The 18,644-nt window shown below is 70.2% G+C and carries 12 protein-coding genes; 11 read left to right on the top strand and 1 reads right to left on the bottom strand.

Annotated features, from left to right (window positions below):
• Position 1: 1 nt before the first annotated feature.
• From hypF to NRF20_RS04375, 11 genes are all read left to right on the top strand, one after another.
• Positions 2 to 2,413, top strand: coding sequence for a carbamoyltransferase HypF (hypF, locus tag NRF20_RS04425; protein ID WP_398631652.1), 2,412 nt, complete (start codon positions 2 to 4; stop codon positions 2,411 to 2,413).
• Between the two features lie 53 nt (positions 2,414 to 2,466).
• The gene (locus NRF20_RS04420; RefSeq protein WP_266355156.1) at positions 2,467 to 2,787 is read left to right on the top strand and encodes a HypC/HybG/HupF family hydrogenase formation chaperone; all 321 of its coding nucleotides are present in this window, start codon (positions 2,467 to 2,469) and stop codon (positions 2,785 to 2,787) included.
• Positions 2,784 to 3,911: a hydrogenase formation protein HypD gene (gene hypD / locus NRF20_RS04415; RefSeq protein WP_398631605.1), complete on the top strand. Its 1,128-nt coding sequence runs from the start codon at positions 2,784 to 2,786 to the stop codon at positions 3,909 to 3,911. The genes NRF20_RS04420 and hypD overlap by 4 nt, the downstream gene beginning before the upstream one ends.
• Before the next feature lie 58 nt (positions 3,912 to 3,969).
• Entirely contained in the window at positions 3,970 to 5,025 is a 1,056-nt protein-coding gene (hypE, locus tag NRF20_RS04410; protein WP_266365001.1) for a hydrogenase expression/formation protein HypE, read from the top strand.
• Between the two features lie 487 nt (positions 5,026 to 5,512).
• The gene (locus NRF20_RS04405; protein WP_398631606.1) at positions 5,513 to 6,547 is read left to right on the top strand and encodes a pyridoxal-phosphate dependent enzyme; all 1,035 of its coding nucleotides are present in this window, start codon (positions 5,513 to 5,515) and stop codon (positions 6,545 to 6,547) included.
• 2 nt (positions 6,548 to 6,549) lie between these two features.
• Entirely contained in the window at positions 6,550 to 7,776 is a 1,227-nt protein-coding gene (locus tag NRF20_RS04400) for an MFS transporter (RefSeq protein WP_398631607.1), read from the top strand.
• A gap of 55 nt (positions 7,777 to 7,831) precedes the next feature.
• Positions 7,832 to 8,905: an ornithine cyclodeaminase family protein gene (locus tag NRF20_RS04395; protein ID WP_398631608.1), complete on the top strand. Its 1,074-nt coding sequence runs from the start codon at positions 7,832 to 7,834 to the stop codon at positions 8,903 to 8,905.
• 11 nt (positions 8,906 to 8,916) lie between these two features.
• Positions 8,917 to 9,729, top strand: a complete 813-nt coding sequence (locus tag NRF20_RS04390) for a class I SAM-dependent methyltransferase (RefSeq protein WP_413752039.1) — start codon at positions 8,917 to 8,919, stop codon at positions 9,727 to 9,729.
• A complete protein-coding gene (locus NRF20_RS04385; protein ID WP_413752038.1) occupies positions 9,729 to 13,025 on the top strand; it encodes an amino acid adenylation domain-containing protein in 3,297 nt (1,098 codons plus the stop codon). Before NRF20_RS04390 ends, NRF20_RS04385 begins: the two co-directional genes overlap by 1 nt.
• Positions 13,022 to 14,776, top strand: coding sequence for an AMP-binding protein (locus NRF20_RS04380; protein WP_398631611.1), 1,755 nt, complete (start codon positions 13,022 to 13,024; stop codon positions 14,774 to 14,776). The genes NRF20_RS04385 and NRF20_RS04380 overlap by 4 nt, the downstream gene beginning before the upstream one ends.
• Positions 14,773 to 17,046, top strand: coding sequence for a M20/M25/M40 family metallo-hydrolase (locus NRF20_RS04375; protein ID WP_398631612.1), 2,274 nt, complete (start codon positions 14,773 to 14,775; stop codon positions 17,044 to 17,046). Before NRF20_RS04380 ends, NRF20_RS04375 begins: the two co-directional genes overlap by 4 nt.
• 63 nt (positions 17,047 to 17,109) lie before the next feature.
• On the opposite strand, the gene glpK is transcribed toward NRF20_RS04375, so the two are convergent.
• Entirely contained in the window at positions 17,110 to 18,627 is a 1,518-nt protein-coding gene (gene glpK / locus NRF20_RS04370) for a glycerol kinase GlpK (RefSeq protein WP_398631613.1), read from the bottom strand.
• Positions 18,628 to 18,644: the final 17 nt, after the last annotated feature.

The raw sequence follows: 18,644 nt of genomic DNA, 5'->3' as shown, positions 1-18,644 counted from the left end.
CATGGGTGAGCCGGCGCAACGTCGCCGGGTCACCGTCCGGGGCGTCGTGCAAGGCGTCGGGTTCCGGCCCTACTTGTACACGCGCGCCCTCGCGATGGGCCTGGCCGGACACGTCACCAACACCCCCGAGGGTGTCGTCGCGGAAGTCGAGGGCTCACCTGCTGCCGTGGCCCTGTTCTGCGAAGGAATCGTCGCGAACGCACCGCCCATGGCCGTCCTCGATTCCGTCGAGCACAGGGAAGTCCCCGCCGAGGGCGGTGCCGGATTCACCATCGTCGCCTCCCGGACCGGCGGACCTTCCCGCACGCTGGTCCCCCCGGACGTGGCCACCTGCGCCGACTGTCTCGCCGAGCTGGCCGACCCCGCGGACCGGCGTCACCGGCATCCCTTCATCACCTGCACCAACTGCGGGCCGCGGTTCACCATCGTCACGGATCTGCCGTACGACCGCGCACACACCACCATGGCCCCTTTCCCCATGTGCCCCGACTGCGCCCGCGAGTACGCAGACCCCGCAGACCGCCGATTCCATGCCCAGCCGGTCGCCTGCCACCGATGCGGGCCGCGCCTCGATCTGCTGATGGCGTACCCGGACCCGGACAAGGCTCCGCGACGTATCACCGCAACGGACCCGGTCGCCGAGGCCCGCAGACTCCTGGCCGGCGGAGCGATCCTCGCCGTCAAGGGGCTCGGCGGATACCACCTCGCGTGCGATGCGGCCAACGCCCGGGCCGTGGCCGCACTCCGCCGCCGCAAGGGCCGTGGAGACAAGCCGTTCGCCCTGATGGCCCGCGACATCGGCGACATCGAACACCTCGTCCATGTCGGCGCGGAGGAGCGGGCGCTGCTCACGGGTGTCGTCCGGCCGATCGTCCTGCTGAGGCGCCGCCGCTGCGCCGTCCCCGGGCCGGACGCCCCGGCACCGTCGGACAACGTCGCCCCGGGCAGCCCCGATCTCGGCGTCATGCTTGCCTACACCCCCCTGCACCACTTGCTCCTGGGCCTGCCCGGCGACCCGGCCGGGCCGCGCCTGCTCGTCATGACGAGCGGCAACGTCGCCGGGGAGCCGATCGTCACCGACGACGCCGAGGCGCTGGACCGGCTCGCCCGTCTGGCCGACGCCTGGCTGACCCACGACCGCCCGATCCAGGTACCGTGCGACGACTCCGTCGTCCGCGTCTGTGACGGGGAACTGCTGACCGTACGCCGCTCACGCGGCTACGCCCCCCGGCCCGTCGAACTGCCTCTTCCGGTACCGGCGATCCTCGCTGCGGGCGGCGACCTCAAGAACACCCTGTGTCTGGCGGAGGGGCGCAGAGCCTGGCTGTCCGCCCACATCGGAGACATGGACGACCTCGCCACACAACATGCCTTCGAGGACGCCGGACAGCAGTTGGAGACCATCACCGGGGTGCGGCCCGCAGTCCTGGCCGTCGACAGACATCCCGGATACCGCTCGGGACAGCTGACCCGCCGTCTGGCCGGTGAACGGCAGGTCGTACGCGTACAGCACCATCACGCACACATCGCCTCCGCAATGGCCGAACACGGCCTGGACGGCAGCCGGCGGGTGATCGGCGTCGCGTTCGACGGCACCGGCTACGGCGACGACGGAGCCGTGTGGGGCGGCGAGATCCTGCTGGCGGACTACGACGGTTACCACCGGTTCGGGCATCTCGTGTATGTCCCTCTGCCGGGCGGCGACGCCGCCGTACGGCGTCCCTACCGCATGGCCCTGGCACATCTGCACGCGGCGGGAATCGGCTGGGCACAGGACCTGCCGTGCACCGCGGCCTGCCCGCCCGAAGAACTGGACGTACTGTCAAGCCAGTTGGAGCGGAATCTCAACTGTGTCCCCACCTCCAGCATGGGCCGGCTGTTCGACGCCGTCTCCTCCCTCAGCGGCATCTGTCACCGGGCCGGATACGAGGCCCAGGCCGCCGTCGAACTCGAAACCGCCGCGCTCCAGGCGGCCGAGGGCGACTGCGCGGGATACGGCTTTGCGCTGCGCTCTCCCGCACCGGGCGACGGGAGCGCGCTGATCGCCGACCCCGCGCCCGTACTGTCGGCGGTGGTGGAGGACGTGCGCGCGGGTACTGCGCCGGGCGTCATCGCGGCACGCTTCCACGAGTCGGTCGCCGCCCTCGTACGCAGCACCTGCGTCCTGGCGCGTGAGCGGTACGGCCTGGACACCGTTGCCCTGACCGGCGGAGTGTTCGCCAACACCCGGCTCTCCTCGGCCTGCGCCCGGACGCTTCGCGGACACGACTTCACCGTCCTGCTGCACCACCAGGTACCCCCGAACGACGGAGGACTGGCACTGGGACAGGTGATGGTGGCCGCGCGAACCCGAGCCGCCCGAACACTTGATGGCCGCATCGGCGCGGTGCAGGGGAGTGCGGCCATCCACTGACGGCGTGTCCCGGCAGGACCGGGCAGGCGGATCAACCACAGCAAGGAGAAGTCATGTGCCTGGCGGTGCCCGGCAGAGTACTGGAAATCGAGGAACGGGACGGCACCCGCATGGCCACCGTCGATTTCGGCGGAGTGGTCAAGGAAGCATGTCTGGAATATCTGCCGGACCTTCAGGTCGGCGAGTACGCCATTGTCCACGTGGGGTTCGCCCTGCAGAAACTGGACGAGGAATCGGCCCGGCAGACGCTGGAGCTGTTCGCCCAACTCGGAATGCTTCAGGAAGAGTTCGGCGACCCGTGGGAAATGGCGGCAGAGGCGGGCGGGCTGCCGCTGCCCGGTGCCGGTGAAGCAGCCCAGGAGGCGCAGCGGTGAAGTACATCGACGAATTCCAGGACCCCGCACTGGCCCGGCGGCTGCTCGACGAGATCCGCGCCACCGTGACCAGGCCGTGGGCGCTGATGGAGGTCTGCGGCGGGCAGACCCACACCATCATCCGGCACGGCATCGATCAACTGCTGCCGGACCAGGTCGAACTGATCCATGGACCGGGCTGCCCGGTGTGCGTCACCCCTCTGGAGGTCATCGACAAGGCACTGGAGATCGCCTCCCGCCCGGAAGTGATCTTCTGTTCCTTCGGCGACATGCTCCGCGTCCCCGGCACCGGCCGGGACCTGTTCCGGGTCCGCAGCGAGGGCGGCGACGTACGGGTCGTCTACTCCCCGCTCGACGCGCTGAAGATCGCCCAGCAGAACCCGGACCGGGAGGTAGTGTTCTTCGGAATCGGCTTCGAAACCACCGCGCCTCCCAATGCGATGACGGTTTATCAGGCACGCAGGCTCGGAATCCGCAACTTCAGTCTGCTGGTGTCCCATGTCCGGGTGCCACCGGCGATCGAGGCGATCATGCAATCGCCGAGCTGCCGGGTGCAGGCATTCCTCGCCGCAGGACATGTGTGCAGCGTCATGGGCGTGGGCGAGTATCCCCAGCTGGCCGAACGGTTCGGCGTCCCGATCGTGGTGACAGGATTCGAACCGCTGGACATCCTGGAAGGCGTGCGCCGTACAGTGGCCCAGCTGGAACGCGGCGAACACATGGTGGACAACGCCTACCCGCGCGCAGTGCGCCCAGAGGGAAACCCCGCCGCTCTGGCCATGCTGGAGGACGTCTTCGAGGTGACCGACCGGTCCTGGCGCGGCATCGGCGTCATCCCCGGCAGCGGCTGGCGGCTCTCCCCGCGCTATCGGGACTACGACGCCGAATACCGCTTCTCGGTGACCGGTATCGATACCCGTGAACCCGCTCAGTGCCGCAGCGGAGAGGTTCTGCAGGGCCTGCTGAAGCCCCATGAATGCGAGGCATTCGACACCATCTGCACTCCTCGCACCCCACTCGGAGCGACCATGGTCTCCAGCGAGGGCGCCTGTGCCGCGTACTACCTATACCGGCGGCTGGACATGAAGAAGACCGCACCTGTGGAGGCGAGCTCCGTTGGCTGAGACCGTCGAGACCCCCACGCGCGGTGACGTAACCGCTTCGGCAACGCCTCCCTCCGGTATCCCGCCGCTCGATCCCACGGCATGGACGTGCCCGGCCCCGCTGCGGGATCACCCGCGCATCGTGATGGGCCACGGCGGTGGCGGCGCGCTCTCCGCCGAGCTGGTCCAGCACATCTTCGCCCCCGCCTTCGGAGGCGAGGTGCTCGCGCAGATGGGCGATTCGGCAACGGTGTCGCTGGGCGGTGCCCGCCTGGCCTTCTCCACCGACTCGTTCGTGGTGCGGCCGCTGTTCTTCCCCGGTGGCAGCATCGGCGACCTCGCGGTCAACGGCACCCTCAACGATCTGGCCATGAGCGGTGCGCGTGCCGCCTATCTGTCCTGCGGATTCATCCTGGAGGAGGGCGTCGAGCTCTCCGTCGTCGCGCGCGTGGCCGACGCCTTCGGTGCCGCCGCGCGCAACGCGGGCGTCGAGGTGGCGACGGGGGACACCAAGGTGGTCGAAGCCGGTCACGGCGACGGCATCTTCATCAACACCGCCGGCATCGGCCTCATTCCGGCCGGCGTCGACCTGCGTCCGCAGCGTGTCGTCCCGGGTGACGTCGTGATCGTCAGCGGGGCGATCGGTGTCCACGGCGTGGCGATCATGAGTGTGCGCGAGGGACTGGAGTTCGGCGTCGAGATCGAAAGCGACTGCGCGGCCCTGGGAGGACTCGTGGAGGCCATGCTCGCGGTCACCCCGGATCTGCACGTACTGCGCGACCCCACTCGTGGGGGGCTCGCCGCATCCCTCAACGAGATCGCGGCGGCGTCGGGCACCGGCGTCGTGATCCAGGAGCGACACGTCCCTGTCCCTCCGCCGGTGGCCAATGCCTGCGCCATCCTGGGCCTCGACCCGATGTACGTCGCCAACGAGGGGAAGCTGGTGGCGTTCGTACCGCGTGAACACGCCGATGCGGTCCTGGACGCGATGCGTGCACACCCGCTGGGCCGGGACGCGGCAGTGATCGGTGAGGTGGTGGACACCCACCCGGGCATGGTGGTGGCCCGCACCGGGCTCGGCGGTACACGGGTGGTCGACCTGCCGGTCGGGGAGCAACTGCCGCGGATCTGCTGACGACCCGCCGCCCTGCGCCGGATCCCACGGCATGCCCGCTGAGCACACGCCGGATCCGGTTGCAGGACACGGGAGTTCACTGACCATGCCGGCGGCCCGGTCGGCCTCTGTCCGGCAGTCCGGGCCACCATGTGGGGCTCCGGCCGCACAACGACGGAACCGTTCCGGCACAGGGCCGGGACGGTTCTCGTCGTGCGGGTCCGGCAGGGCCGACAGGTGTTGTACCGAACCGGCCATTTCGAATTGCCGACCGTACCCTGCGCGCGGCGGACCATTGAGCCGTCCCCCCGGCCGGCGCTGGGATCCTCAGCAGGGATGCGGAGGGGCGCGAAGAGGCGTCAAGCGCTGTTCTGGCCAAGAGCGACACGCGCGCCGGGCAGTGGCGTGGTGATACCGGGGGGTGCATGCCTAAGGTCTGAGTGCGCGCAGCGGGGCAGACCGGTCGAACGATGGAAAAGGTCAACGACGCATCGCACAGGGGGAAGCAGTGCCGCGTGTCAAACCCGTCCTGGCACGGGCCCTCCGCAAGACCCCCTTACTTCACCTGGACGTCGCCCACCGGGGCCGGGTGCGGCGTCTGGGGCTGAAACTCGAGGAACACGGCCCCACCGGATCGGTGAAGGACCGCAGCGCCATTGGGCTGTTACAGGCGCTGCACGACGAACGACCGCTCACCCCGGGCACGGTGGTGGTGGAATCCACCTCCGGCAATCTCGGCCTGGCCCTGGCCCGGCTGCTGCCCTCCATCGACTGCGTCTTCCTCGCGGTGGTCGATCTCAAGACCCCGCACGCCACCCGCACCATGCTGACCGAACGCGGCGCCCGGTTGATCGTCGTCGACGAACCGGACGGACAGGGCGGCTACCTGCTGAGCCGGCTGCGCAGGGTGCGCGAGCTGTGCGACCGGAACCCCGGGTACCGCTGGCCCAACCAGTACGAGAACTGGGCCTCGCCCGACATCCACCGCCGCACCACCGGACCCGAGATCACCGAGCAGGCGGGACCGGAACTCGGCGCGGTGTACGTGCCGGTCTCCACCGGTGGCACCCTCGCCGGCATCAGCGCACATCTGCGCCGGCACCGGCCCGACGTCGCCGCGGTAGCCGTGGACGTACGCGGTTCGCTGGCCGTCGCAGGCAGCGCCGGACGCCGGCTGCTGCCGGGCATCGGAGCCAGTCGGCCGTCCGCCTTCCTGAAAGGGCCGCACGGCTACGACCGTTCCGTGCACGTCGACGACATCGAGGCGATCGCCGTCTGCCGGATCCTCGCCGAGGACGTGGGACTTGTACTCGGGGGATCCAGCGGCTGCGCCGTACGCGCGCTGCTGACCGACCTGGAGAACGGCCGCATGGACGACCGGCTCGCGGTCTGCCTGGCCGCCGACGGCGGCGGCAAATACCGCGACACCCTCTACTGCGACGACTGGGCGACCGAGCAGGGCGTCGTCAAGGAGATCACGGCCGCCGTGGAACAACTGCGCCGCGAAGGCCTCTTCTTCGACCGAAAGCACCAGGAGCACTGACCATGGGCACGAGCACCACCCTTGACCGGCGGCGGACGGGCCCCGACTACCGGCAGTTCCTGCCGCTGGTCCAGGGCGCCACGCTGATCGAGTGGACCGGTACGGGACTGTTCCTCGCCGTCTCGACCATCTACTTCGTCAAGGTCGCTCATCTCAGCACGTCGTCCGTCGGCACCGGCCTGACGATCGGCGGAGCCGTCGCCATCGCCGCCGCCGTGCCCATCGCCCGGCTGGCCGGGCGATTCGGGCCGAAGCCGGTGCTGATCGGTGTGATGCTGCTGCGCGCCCTGGCCACCGTCGGCTATCTGTGGGTGGACGGCTGGTGGAGCTTTCTCCTCGTGGTCGCCGTCATCGCCGTCACCGAGCAGTCCTCGCCCCCACTGGTGCAGTCGTACGTCGGTGCGCGAGCCCCCGAGAGCCTGCGCGCGAAGGTGATGGCCGTGCAGCGCACCGTCGTCAACCTCGGCATCAGTCTGGGCGGGCTGATCGCCGGAGTCGCCCTGGGTTCCGGAGCGCCCGGAGCCTTCCGGCCGCTGCTGATCGGTGGCGCACTCGCCTATGTGGTGGTGGCCGTGGTGTACGCCACCGCCCAGGGAGAGGAAGCCGCAACCGCTGTCGAGAGCACCCGTGTCGCGGATCTGCTCAAGGACCGAAGGCTACTGGGCTTCATCGCGTACAACGCACTGGTGTCGCTCTGGATGCCGGTGCTCAACGTGGCCTTCCCGCTGTGGCTCGTCACCGGGACCGACGTACCGGAGCGTTATGTCGGAATCCTGTACGCCGTCAACACCGTGCTGTGCATCGCCCTTCAGTACCCGCTCAACCGCTGCTACAGCACAACGCGGCGGGCGTGGTACTCATACGCGACCGCGGCACTGCTGCTCAGCTGCGGCACCCTGGCCTTCGCCGCCGCACCCGGCTTCGGAGCGGGGCAAGCACTGCTGGTGCTCGGTGCCGCCGTCGTCCTCCTGACGTTCGCCGAACTGCTCCAGGTCGGCGCATCGTGGACCCTCTCCTTCGACCTGGCACCCGAGCGGGCGCGCAGCGCCTACCTGGTGCTGTTCAACACCAGCCGCACCGTCGCCAACCGAGTTGCGGGCCCGGTGCTGATGACCGGCGTCGTCCTCGCCCTCGGCACGGCCGGCTGGGTCGCGCTCGCCTGCGTGCTGCTGCTCGGAGCGCTCGTCCCCTTCGCGATGCTGCGCGGGCCGCGCAGCGCCGGCGACTGAACCACCCCCGGACTCTCCCCACCACCGACCCTCTTGCCAAGGAGCTTCGCCCGCAATGGATTTCGAGCAATACCCCGACAGCCACTTCCGTTATCTGACCCGTGCGGACGTCATCGAGGCGGCCCGCGACGTGGACATCGTGGCGGCGGTGGCCGAGGCGCTCATGCTGCACTCCGCCGGACAGTCGGTCCTGCCCGAGGAGGCCTACCTCGGCTGGACCACGCCGCAGGGCGACTCGGCCCGGCTGCTGGCCATGCCCGGCGCGCTGGTCCAGGCCGGCCGGCCACCGGTCATCGGCATGAAGACCATCAACGCCTCGATCGGCAACCCGGGGCGCGGCATACCGCGCTCCCAGGGCTTCACCCTGCTCCTCGACCCGGAGACCGCCCGCCCCCTCGCACTGATGGAGGCCGCGTACATCAGCGCGATGCGCACCGCGGCGGTGACCGCGCTCGCCGTTCGCCATCTGGCGGTGGAGGAGCCTCGACAACTGGCGCTCCTCGGCTGCGGCGCGCTCGCACAGGCGCATGTGGCGCTGCTGCTGCGCACCGTGCCCACCCTGCGCCGAATATCGCTGTACGACGTGGCGCCCGACCGTGCCAAGTCCGTCGCCCGCTACATCGCTTCGCTCCCCGGGACCACGGACGTCGAGACAGTGCTCGCCGACGGTCCGCGACAGGCTGTGCGGGACGCCGAACTCGTCGTGCCCGTCACGACGGTGACCCGGGGATACATCGAGCCCGACTGGCTGCGGCCGGGCGCGCTCGTCTGTCATGTCTCGCTGGACGACCTCACCGAGGCGGCGGTGCTCTCGGCCGGAACGGTGATCGTCGACGACTGGAGCCTGGTCCGTGACGACCCGCGCCGGCTGCTGGGCCGGATGCACCGGGCGGGCACCTTGCTCGGCCCCGACGGCACCCTGCGAGAAGGAGTCACCGCACGGCCCGGTGCCCGCCGCGTCGACGGCACGCTCGGCGATGTGCTCGCCGGTCGGCACCCAGGCCGCCGAGACCGGGACGAGATCGTCATCAGCAACCCGTTCGGTATGTCGATCCTCGACGTCGCCGTCGCCGACCGCATCCACGCCCGCGCCGAAGCCGCCGGTCTGGGCGTCCGGCTCACACTCTGAGGGGGATCCGCATGACGATCGATCAGAACATCCAGGAGATCAACCGCACCATGTGGTCGTACGGTGAGTACCGGCACGTCGCCGATCTGCTGCGGCCCGGCGCCGTCGAGCTGGTCGACCGGCTCGCCCCGGAGCCGGACACCCGCCATCTCGACGTCGCCACAGGCAACGGGAACGTCGCGCTGCTGTCCGCCCTGCGCGGCTGTGACGTCACCGGGCTGGATCTGACCGACGAGTTCTTTCCCGACGCGCGCGCACGATTCTCAAGTGCCGGTGTCGAGGTGGAGTTGCACCGCGGCGACGCGCAGGAACTCCCCTTTGCCGACGCCTCGTTCGACCTCGTGACCTCCACCTATGGGATCCAGTTCGCGCCCGACCATGCCGCCTCATCCGGCGAGATGGTCCGGGTGCTGCGGCCCGGCGGCCGGATCGGCATGTGCAACTGGACGGCACGCAGCTGGACCGCCCACTTCCAGGAGATCCTCTCCGCCTACTTCCCCTCGCCCAACGGCCATCAGGGGCAGCCCATGCTGTGGGGCTCCCCGGACTATCTCGCCGAACTCTTCGGCCCCGGATTCACCGTCATGTCCGAACGCCGGGAACTTTTCTACCCGTTCGGCACGGCCGAGGATCTGGTCGCCTTCTTCGAGAACTGCTTCGGTCCCTGCATCGCAGCGAAGAACACCATCTCGCCGCCCTCGCGCTGGAAGGAACTGCGAGCGGAGATGGTCGAGATGACCGAGGGCTTCCACACCACCGATGAGCGGGGCACAGGCGTGCCCGTCGAGTATCTGCTCGTCGTCGCAGAGAAGAAGGGGGCGTAGTGACCGGCATACCCGAGCGCTATCCGACGCTCCCGCTGGCCGAAGGGGCACGGGAGCGGGCCGTCGCCCTCGCGCTGACCCGCAGCGAGCCGTACGAGCTGGGCGAGGGAGTCCACGCGTACGTCGAGCGGTACGCGGCCACGCACCCTGACCGCGCGGCGATCGACGACGGCGAAATATCCATCGGATACGCTCAGTTGGCAGACCGGATGCGTCGCACAGCCGCACGGCTGGCGGCTGCCGGAATCTCGCGGGGGCAGATCGTCGCGGTCGGCGGCCGTCGCGGCGGCGACGTCATCACGGCCTTTCTCGCACTGGAGCTGCTGGGCGCCGTCTATCTGCCGGTCGACGCAGGCTGGCCCGCCGCCCGCGTCGAGTCCCTCCTCACCGACAGCGGCGCCGTGCTCATGCTGACCACCGGCGGAGCGGCGGACAGCGGCGAGCTGATCAAGGGAGCCCGGGCGGCCGGGGTCCCCACCACGGCACCGGAACCGGCGGACCCCCCGTACACCCGGACCGCACCGCCCGCCCCCGACGAGGTGCGCTACGTCCTCTACACATCCGGATCGACCGGCCGCCCCAAGGCCGCGATCGTCGAGCACCAGGGGATGCTCAACCATCTGTGGGCCAAGGTCGACGACCTCGGACTGACCGCGGACGACCGGCTGGCGCAGACCGCACCGCTGGGCTTCGACATCTCCGTCTGGCAGATGCTCGCTCCACTGCTCGTCGGCGGCCGCGTACAGATCTTCGGCGACGAGCAGGCGCAGGACGGCGCACTGCTGCTGGAGGAGCTGCGCAGCCACGGAACCACGGTGCTGGAAACCGTACCCACACTCATCCGCTTCCTGCTCGACGCCCACGAGAGCACAGGGACCGGGCCCGGCGCGCTGCGCTGGATGATCGCCACCGGCGAGGAGCTGCCACCCGCCCTGGCCCAGCGGTGGCACAAGACCATGCCGGGCATCGGACTGCTCAACGCCTATGGCCCCACCGAGTGTTCGGACGATGTCACCCATGCCGTACTCGGCCCACCGGCCGCCGGAGTACGCCATCTGCCGATCGGTTCTCCCATCGGAAACGCAGCGCTGTATGTGCTTCGTTCCGAGGAGGGGGAGTGGCACGCCTGTGCGCACGGAGAGACCGGCGAGCTGTTCGTCGGAGGACTCGCCGTGGGCCGCGGCTACCTCGGAGAACCGGACAGCACCGCTCGCGCCTTCTTCACCGACCCCTTCGGCGACGGCGGCGGGCGCCTCTACCGCACCGGGGACGCCGTACGCGTACTGCCGGACGGCCAGCTGGAGTATCTGGGCCGGGTCGACCGGCAGGTGAAGCTCGGCGGCGTACGCATGGAGCTCGCCGAGATCGAAGCGGTCCTCGGCGGCCACCCCGCGGTCGCCGCCTGCGCCGTCACCGTCCACACCCCCGACGACACCGGCGCCCTGGTGGCCCGCGAGAGCGCCCACATCCCCGTGGCCGCCCAGCCGCCACGGCTCGTCGCCCATGTCACCGCCTCCGGCGACGAGGTGGCGGAGGAATCACTCCGCGCCCATCTGGTCGAACGGCTCCCCGCGCCGATGGTGCCGCACACCTTCGTCGTCCTGCCCCGCCTTCCGCTCACCCGGAACGGCAAGACGGACTACAAGGCGCTCCCCGCACCACCGCGCCGAAGCCGCCCCGACCGCCGCCCGTACACACCACCGCGCGGCGAAGCGGAGACCTCGATCGCAGCCCTCGTCGCCCAAATCCTCGGCACCGGGCGGGTCGGCCGGGACGACTCGTTCCTGGAGCTGGGCGGCGACTCGCTGCTGGCCATGCGGCTGGTCGCGGCACTGCGGGAGGAGGGATCGGCCGCGGGCCTGCGCGACGTCCTGCGTGACGGCAGTCCCGCCGCACTCGCCGCGCTCGGCCGCCACCGGCAGCAGACGGCCGGCACCCGTACGGAACGTGCCTGGGACGCCCCGCGGACCCGGCCGCTCACCCCGCAGCAGGCCGGTGTCTATTTCCACTGGCGACTCGACCCGCTCAGCCCCTACTACAGCTACCAGGGCTCCCTGGAACTGGACGGGCCACTGGACGTGGCACGGCTGGCGCGGGCCTGGCAGCTGCTGCTCTTTGAGAACCCGCTGCTCCTCGCCCGGTTCGCCGAGACCGACGAGCCGGGCGGGCAGGTAGTGGTGCACCACTATCCGCACTGGGAAGCGGTGCCGCCCGGACGGGCGCGGGACATCACCGCGGACGAGTTCCGCACAGTGGCCGCCGAGGAGGCCGCCAAGCCCTTCGACCTCCTCGCCGAACCCGCCATGCGGACCGAGCTGTTCCGACTGCCCGGCGGACAGCACCGGCTGCTGGTCACCATGCACGAGCTGCTCCTCGACGGCTGGGGCGCCACCGTGCTGTTCCAGCGGCTCGCCGAACTGTACGAACAGCAGCCGGCCGGGCCCGACCCCGAGCGCGCCACGCGGTACGACCGCTATCTGGACCACTTGGAGGCGCGACTTGCCACCGAGGAGGTCGCCGAGGCCGGGAAGTACTGGCTGCACCGGCTCGCGGGCGATCTCCCGGCACTGCAGATCGCGCAGAAGCAGCGGCCCGCCACGCCCACCTACCGGGGCGAGACCACCGAGGCGGTCCTCGACGAGCGCCTGTCCCAGCGGCTGCGCGACACCGCACTGTCCGCCTCCGCCACCGCATTCGTGCCGCTGCTGGCCGCCTACGCGCTGGCCCTGAGCTACTACGGCGACGCCGACGAGGTGATCGTCGGCGCCCCGATGGCGGGCCGGGAGCGGCCGGAGGCCGCCGAGGTCCCGGCGTTCATGCTCGCCATGCTGCCGCTGCGTCTGCACATCGACCCGGCCGCGACCCTCGCGGAGTTCACCACACAGGTGCGGGAGACGGTGTACGACGCGTACGCCGCAGCCGATCACCCCTTCGGCTGGACACTTCGGCGGCTTCCGGCCGCCTCACGCAGCTCCGCGACGACACCGGTCTTCCAGACCATGCTCAACATGCTGCCGTACCCGGCGCGCGCCACCACCGCCTCGGACGTCGGGTTCCGCTTCGTCGAGCTGGACACCGGCTACACCAAGTACGACTGCGCGCTGTACGTCCAGCCGCACGGCCCCGACCGGCTGCTGTTGCAGTACGCCTACCAGCAGGAGCTGCTCGACGCCCCGGCCGCCCGCAACGTACTGGAATCCACGCTGATCGCGCTGCGGGCCCTGACCGACCCGGAGCGTGCGGAGCACACCACCATCCGTTCCCTCGATCTGCTGCCCGGAGACGATTACCGATGACCACGCCGACCCTGCTGGAACGCTTCGCCGAGCAGGTGGCGGCCCACCCCCGGGCCGTCGCCCTGCGCCACACCGGCACCAGCCTCACCTACCGCGAACTCGACGAGTGGAGCGGCCGGCTGGCCGCCCGGCTCGCCGCCAAAGGGACGGGCCCCGGCTCGCTGGTGGCACTTGCCGCCCAGCGCGGCCCCGCCGCCGTCGCCGGAGTCCTCGCCGTACTGAAAACGGGTGCCGCCTACCTCGGGCTCGACCCCGCGATACCTGTGCGACGACAGCGCCGGATGGTGGAGGAGACAGGACCGCACTGCGTGCTGGCCGAGCCCGGACTCGATCAGTTCCCCACACTGGACGCCCCCCGCGTCACGCTCGCGCCCCTCACCGACGGCCCGCTGCACCAGGCCCCCGGGCAGGAGCCCGACGACGACGCCCTGTTCCACATCGTCTACACCTCGGGGACGACCGGAAACCCCAAGGGCGTACGCATCAGCCGGCGTTCGGTCCGCGGACGGCTGGAATGGATGTGGCGGGACCACCCGTTCCCCGACGACGCGGTACTGGCCGTCCAGAAATCCCTGGCGCTGGTCGCCTCGCCCTGGGAGCTGCTGGGCGGACTGCTGAAGGGCATTCCGTCCGTCGTGCTCGGCACCGACGAACTACTCGACCCGGTGCTGTTCGCCGCCGCCGTCGAGCAGGAGCGGATCACGCATCTCTTCCTGACCCCGCAGCTGATCGCCGGGCTGCTGGAGGAGAGCGCCAGACACCCCGGCGGGCACCGGCCCGTGCTGGTCACCAGTGGCGCCGACACCCTGCCGGTGGACACGGTCCTGCGCTTCCGTGAGGTCTGGCCCGACGCCACGCTGCTGAACCTGTACGGCATGACGGAGACCGCCTCCAACGTCGCCGCGTACGACACCGCCCGACTGCCCGCGGACGCCGAACGCGTCCCCGTCGGCAGGCCCGTGGCGGGTGCCTCGCTCTCGGTCCGCGACCGCCTCGGCCGACGGCTGCCATCCGGTGCGACAGGTGAGGTGTGGGTCTCCGGGCCTCCGCTCGCCCTCGGCTATCTCGGCGGCGACGGCGAAGACCGCTTCACCACGGACGACGCAGGAGTCCTGCACTACCGGACCGGAGACCGCGGCCGCCAACTCCCGGACGCGGTACTGGAGATCACCGGACGCGCCGACAACCAGATCAAGGTACGCGGCTACCGCGTCGAGCTGGAGGAGATCGAGGCCACGCTGCGCAAGGCGCCGGACATCACCGACGCGGGGGCGTACGCGGAGAGCGAGGGCGGCGAAGCACGCATCGTCGCCTGTTTCACCGCCGACGAGGAGAGCGGGCCCGCCGCACTGCGCGGCCATCTGCGCGACCGGCTGCCCGACTACATGCTGCCCGCCCGAATTCAGCAGGTCCCGCGGCTCCCGCTGAGCACCAACGGCAAGCTCGACCGCACCGCCCTGCGCACGCTCGTGGAGAGCATCACGCAGGAGCGGACGGCCGGATTCACCCCGACCGACGACACCGAGGCCGCTGTCGCCGCACTCTGGCAGGAACTGCTCGGCGCCCCACCGGCCTCGGCGGACCAGAACTTCTTCGACGCCGGAGGCCACTCCCTGCTCGCCGTGCGGCTCGCCAACCGGCTGGCGAAGACAGCAGGCCGACGCGTCCCACTGCGCCGCATCCTCGGCGCACCCACCGTCACCGCGATCGCCGCCCTGTGCCGCGAGACCCAGCAGGAGGAACAGGCATGAACGTCCCATGGTTGAGCGTGCCGGGCGAAATCCCACCGGACAGCGCGGCCGGCACCCTCGCCGTCTGCTTCGCACCCACCGGCGCCCACGGTTCGACGTTCGCGAACTGGCGGGGCCGGCTGCCCGAGGACACCGCACTCGCGCTCATCACACCGCCGGGCCGCGGTACCCGCGTCGACGAGGAACCCGTCACGGACATGACCGCCTACGCGGATGCCGTGGCGGCCGAGATACGCGCACTGCGGGGAGAGCGGCGACTGGTGCTGATCGGCGTCAGCCTCGGTGCGCTCCTTGCATACGAGACGTGCTGCCGGCTGCTCGATGCCGGGGTGCCGGTCGCGCGGCTGTGCGTGGTGGCCGGACAGTGCCCCGGTGACTTCCACGGAGACGGTGGCGACGTGACCGTCGAGGACGCCCGTGCCTTTGCGACCGGGACCGGACTGACCGACCCGGAGCTGCTGGCGGATCCCGAGTTCGAGGACGTGCTGCTGCCTCCCGTCATCGCCGATCTGCAGTTGGCCGCGGGCTACGACGGCAGCCGAAGTCCCGTACCGCACGTCGAGTTGCGCGCGGTGTGGGCCACCGAGGACCCGCACGTGCCCGAAGTGACCGTGCGCCGCTGGACCGACTGGACCCGTGGCGAGTGCACTCTGCTGTCCGTCGAGGGCGGTCACTACGCCCACCAGGAGAACCCGGCAGCGGTCATCTCCGCCTGTCTGGACGGACTTCCCGGGGCCCGGCCGTCACGACGTTCCGTGCTCGGCGCCGGAGCGACGGCCGTTGCGGGCACGGTGCTGGGCCTCGGTGCGGTGCCGGCCACGACACCCAGAGCGTCGGCCGCCGCGCCGACCGCCGCGGGCAGTGTCTCCTTCGAGGGCGATGCCTCCGACCCCGTGGGCCTCGCCGTGGCCATGATCCGCCAGAACACCAGTAACCCCGGAGACGGTGCGCTCACCCAGCCGTTCGCCCAGATGCTCCAGGGAATCTTCCGCGCGGCCGGGGTGGGCACCGAGATCGTGCCCACCCCCAAGGAAGGCAACGTCCACTTCTTCGCCCGCGTCCCCGGCAGCGGGCCGGCCCGGAAGAAACCACTCATCCTGCTCGGTCACTCCGACGTGGTCCCCGCCATCGGTGACAAATGGACGACGGACCCCTTCGCCGGAGACATCAAGGACGGCAAGCTGTACGGCCGCGGCTCGCTCGACATGAAGGGCGTCAACGCCGCATTCGTCGCCGCTCTGCTGCGTCATGTCCGGGAGGGCGCGGCCTTCGACCGCGACATCGTCTTCTGGTCCGACTGCGACGAGGAACAGGGGCCCTACGGGGTGCGCTGGTTCCTCACGGAACACCCCGGCAAGGTCGAGGCGGGCGCGGTCATCACCGAGGGCGGCTGGGTGCTCAACCAGCGCGACGGCACGACGCCCATGATCGCCTCGCTCACCTGCAACGACAAGCGCTCCCTGCTGCTGCGCCTGGAGACCTCCTCGTACGCCACCCACACGTCCAAGCCATTCACCGGACAGGCCGTGATCCGGTTGGGGGAGGTGCTTGACCAACTCGGGGAGTGGCGCGCGCACATCCGTCCCAACGCGCTGTCCCGGCAGTACTTCGCCGAACTCGCCGAGGCCACCACCGACCGGTCGCTCGCCGAGGCCCTGCGCGAGATGCTCGACGCCCGTACGGAACAGCAGCGGGACAGGGCCGGCGAAGCGGTGGTACGGCTCAGCGAGACCCCTGAGCTGCACAACGCGATGCTGCGCACCACGCTCGCCTTCACCTCCGCGCAGTCCGGCTACTACCCGAGCATCGTGCCGGGCACGGCGACCGCGGACTTCCGGGCCGCCTTCCTCCCCGGGGCCGACGACCCCGGCCGCATCGTCGCCGAACTGCGCTCGCTGATCGGCAACCGGGCGGCGCTGACCGTGGTCGGCAACCCCGGCGAGAGCGAGCAACAGGCCCTGGACCGGCTGCGCGGCTACCTGGCCGTGCCCGACTCCGGCTATGACACGGACGTCTTCCGCGCCTGGCAGACAGCCGTACGCAGGACACATCCCGGAGTACGGGCCACCGCTTGCCAGTTCGAGGCGGTCACCAGCGCGGTGCCGTTCCGAGAACAGAACGTGCCCGTCTACGGCATGTACCCGTTCACCGTGAACCGGGACATGCTCAAGCGCATGCACGGTACCGACGAACACATCGGCGTCGAGGCCCTGCGGCAAGGCACCGAAACCGTCTATCAGCTGCTGGCCGGACTGCGCACCGAGGCCTGACCCCACCGCACCGTGCGGGCGTGCCCGGCCGGGCACGCCCGCACGGTGGCCGGACCCCTGACGTCATCCCACCCTCACCCAGTCGAGAGTGCGCTCGACCGCCCTCTTCCAATCGGCGTAACCCTCGGCGCGCTGCTCGTCGCTCCACTGCGGCTCCCAGTGCTGCGACTCCTGCCAGTGCTCCCGCAACTCGCCCTGGTCGCGCCAGAAACCGGTGGCGAGACCCGCCGCATACGCGGCGCCCAGCGCGGTGGTCTCGGCGACGACAGGGCGGCTCACCCGCACCCCCAGGACATCCGCCTGGATCTGCATGCACAGGTCGTTGGCCGTGACCCCGCCGTCGACCTTGAGCACGTCGAGATGGACACCTGAGTCCTGTTCCATCGCCTCCACCACATCCCGGCTCTGGTAGCAGATGGCTTCCAGAGTGGCCCGCGCCAGATGGGCGTTGGTGTTGTAGCGGGCGAGACCGACGATGGCGCCGCGGGCGTCCGAGCGCCAGTAGGGAGCGAAGAGGCCCGAGAACGCCGGAACGAAGTACATCCCGCCGTTGTCCTCGACGGTTCTGGCGAGCCGTTCGCTCTCGGCGGCATCGCTGATGATCTTCATCTGGTCGCGCAGCCACTGCACGGCGGACCCCGTGACCGCGATGGAACCCTCCAGAGCGTAGACGGCCGGGCTCTTGTCGAACTGGTAGGCGACGGTGGTGAGCAGGCCGTGCCGCGACCGGATCAGCTTCGTACCGGTGTTGAGTACGAGGAAGTTCCCGGTGCCGTACGTGTTCTTCGCCTGGCCCGGATCGAAGCACACCTGCCCCACGGTGGCCGCATGCTGGTCGCCGAGCACCCCGGTGATCGGGATCGCGGCCCGCAGGGGCCGGGACGTGCGCGTGCGGCCGTACGCCTCCGCGTCGGAGGACGGGTGGATGGCCGGCAGCATCGCCCTGGGGATGCCGAAGATGCCCAGCAACTCGTCGTCCCAGTCGAGCGTCTCCAGGTTCATCAGCATCGTCCGGCTGGCATTGGTCACGTCGGTGGCGTGGATGCCGCCGTCGGGGCCACCGGTGAGGTTCCACAACACCCAGCAGTCCGTGTTCCCGAATACCGCATGGCCCTGTTCCGCAGCCTCGCGGACCCCCTCGACATTGTCGAGGATCCATTTGATCTTCCCGCCGGAGAAATAAGTGGCCGGAGGCAGACCCGACTTGCGGCGAATGACCTCGCCAAGGCCCTCGTTCTCCAGGGCCTTGGCGATCGAATCGGTCCGGGTGTCCTGCCACACGATGGCGTTGCAGTACGGACGACCGGTGCGGGGGTCCCAGACGACGGTGGTCTCGCGCTGGTTCGTGATCCCGATGGCATCGAGATCGGTGGCGCTCAGACCTCCGGTGCGCAGGGCGTTCTGCATCACCGAGTTGGTGCGCTCCCAGATCTCCACCGGGTCGTGCTCCACCCAGCCGGGGCGGGGCAGGATCTGCTCGTGCTCCAACTGGTGCTTGGCCACTTCGTTCCCGTCGTGATCGAAGATCATGAAGCGGCTGCTGGTGGTGCCTTGATCCACCGCGCCGATGAAGTCCGCCATGGCGTGCTGCCTCTCCT

It is taken from the genome of Streptomyces sp. R-74717 (assembly GCF_047305335.1).
Lineage (GTDB): Bacteria > Actinomycetota > Actinomycetes > Streptomycetales > Streptomycetaceae > Streptomyces > Streptomyces atratus.
This window is presented reverse-complemented; position numbering and strand designations above follow the sequence as displayed.

Coding starts and splice junctions, on each gene's coding strand:
- hypF (WP_398631652.1), top strand. CDS start 2: ATGGGTGAGCCGGCGCAACGTCGCCGGGTCACCGTCCGGGGCGTCGTG.
- NRF20_RS04380 (WP_398631611.1), top strand. CDS start 13,022: ATGACCACGCCGACCCTGCTGGAACGCTTCGCCGAGCAGGTGGCGGCC.
- glpK (WP_398631613.1), bottom strand. CDS start 18,627: ATGGCGGACTTCATCGGCGCGGTGGATCAAGGCACCACCAGCAGCCGC.
- NRF20_RS04375 (WP_398631612.1), top strand. CDS start 14,773: ATGAACGTCCCATGGTTGAGCGTGCCGGGCGAAATCCCACCGGACAGC.
- NRF20_RS04420 (WP_266355156.1), top strand. CDS start 2,467: ATGTGCCTGGCGGTGCCCGGCAGAGTACTGGAAATCGAGGAACGGGAC.
- NRF20_RS04395 (WP_398631608.1), top strand. CDS start 7,832: ATGGATTTCGAGCAATACCCCGACAGCCACTTCCGTTATCTGACCCGT.
- NRF20_RS04390 (WP_413752039.1), top strand. CDS start 8,917: ATGACGATCGATCAGAACATCCAGGAGATCAACCGCACCATGTGGTCG.
- NRF20_RS04400 (WP_398631607.1), top strand. CDS start 6,550: ATGGGCACGAGCACCACCCTTGACCGGCGGCGGACGGGCCCCGACTAC.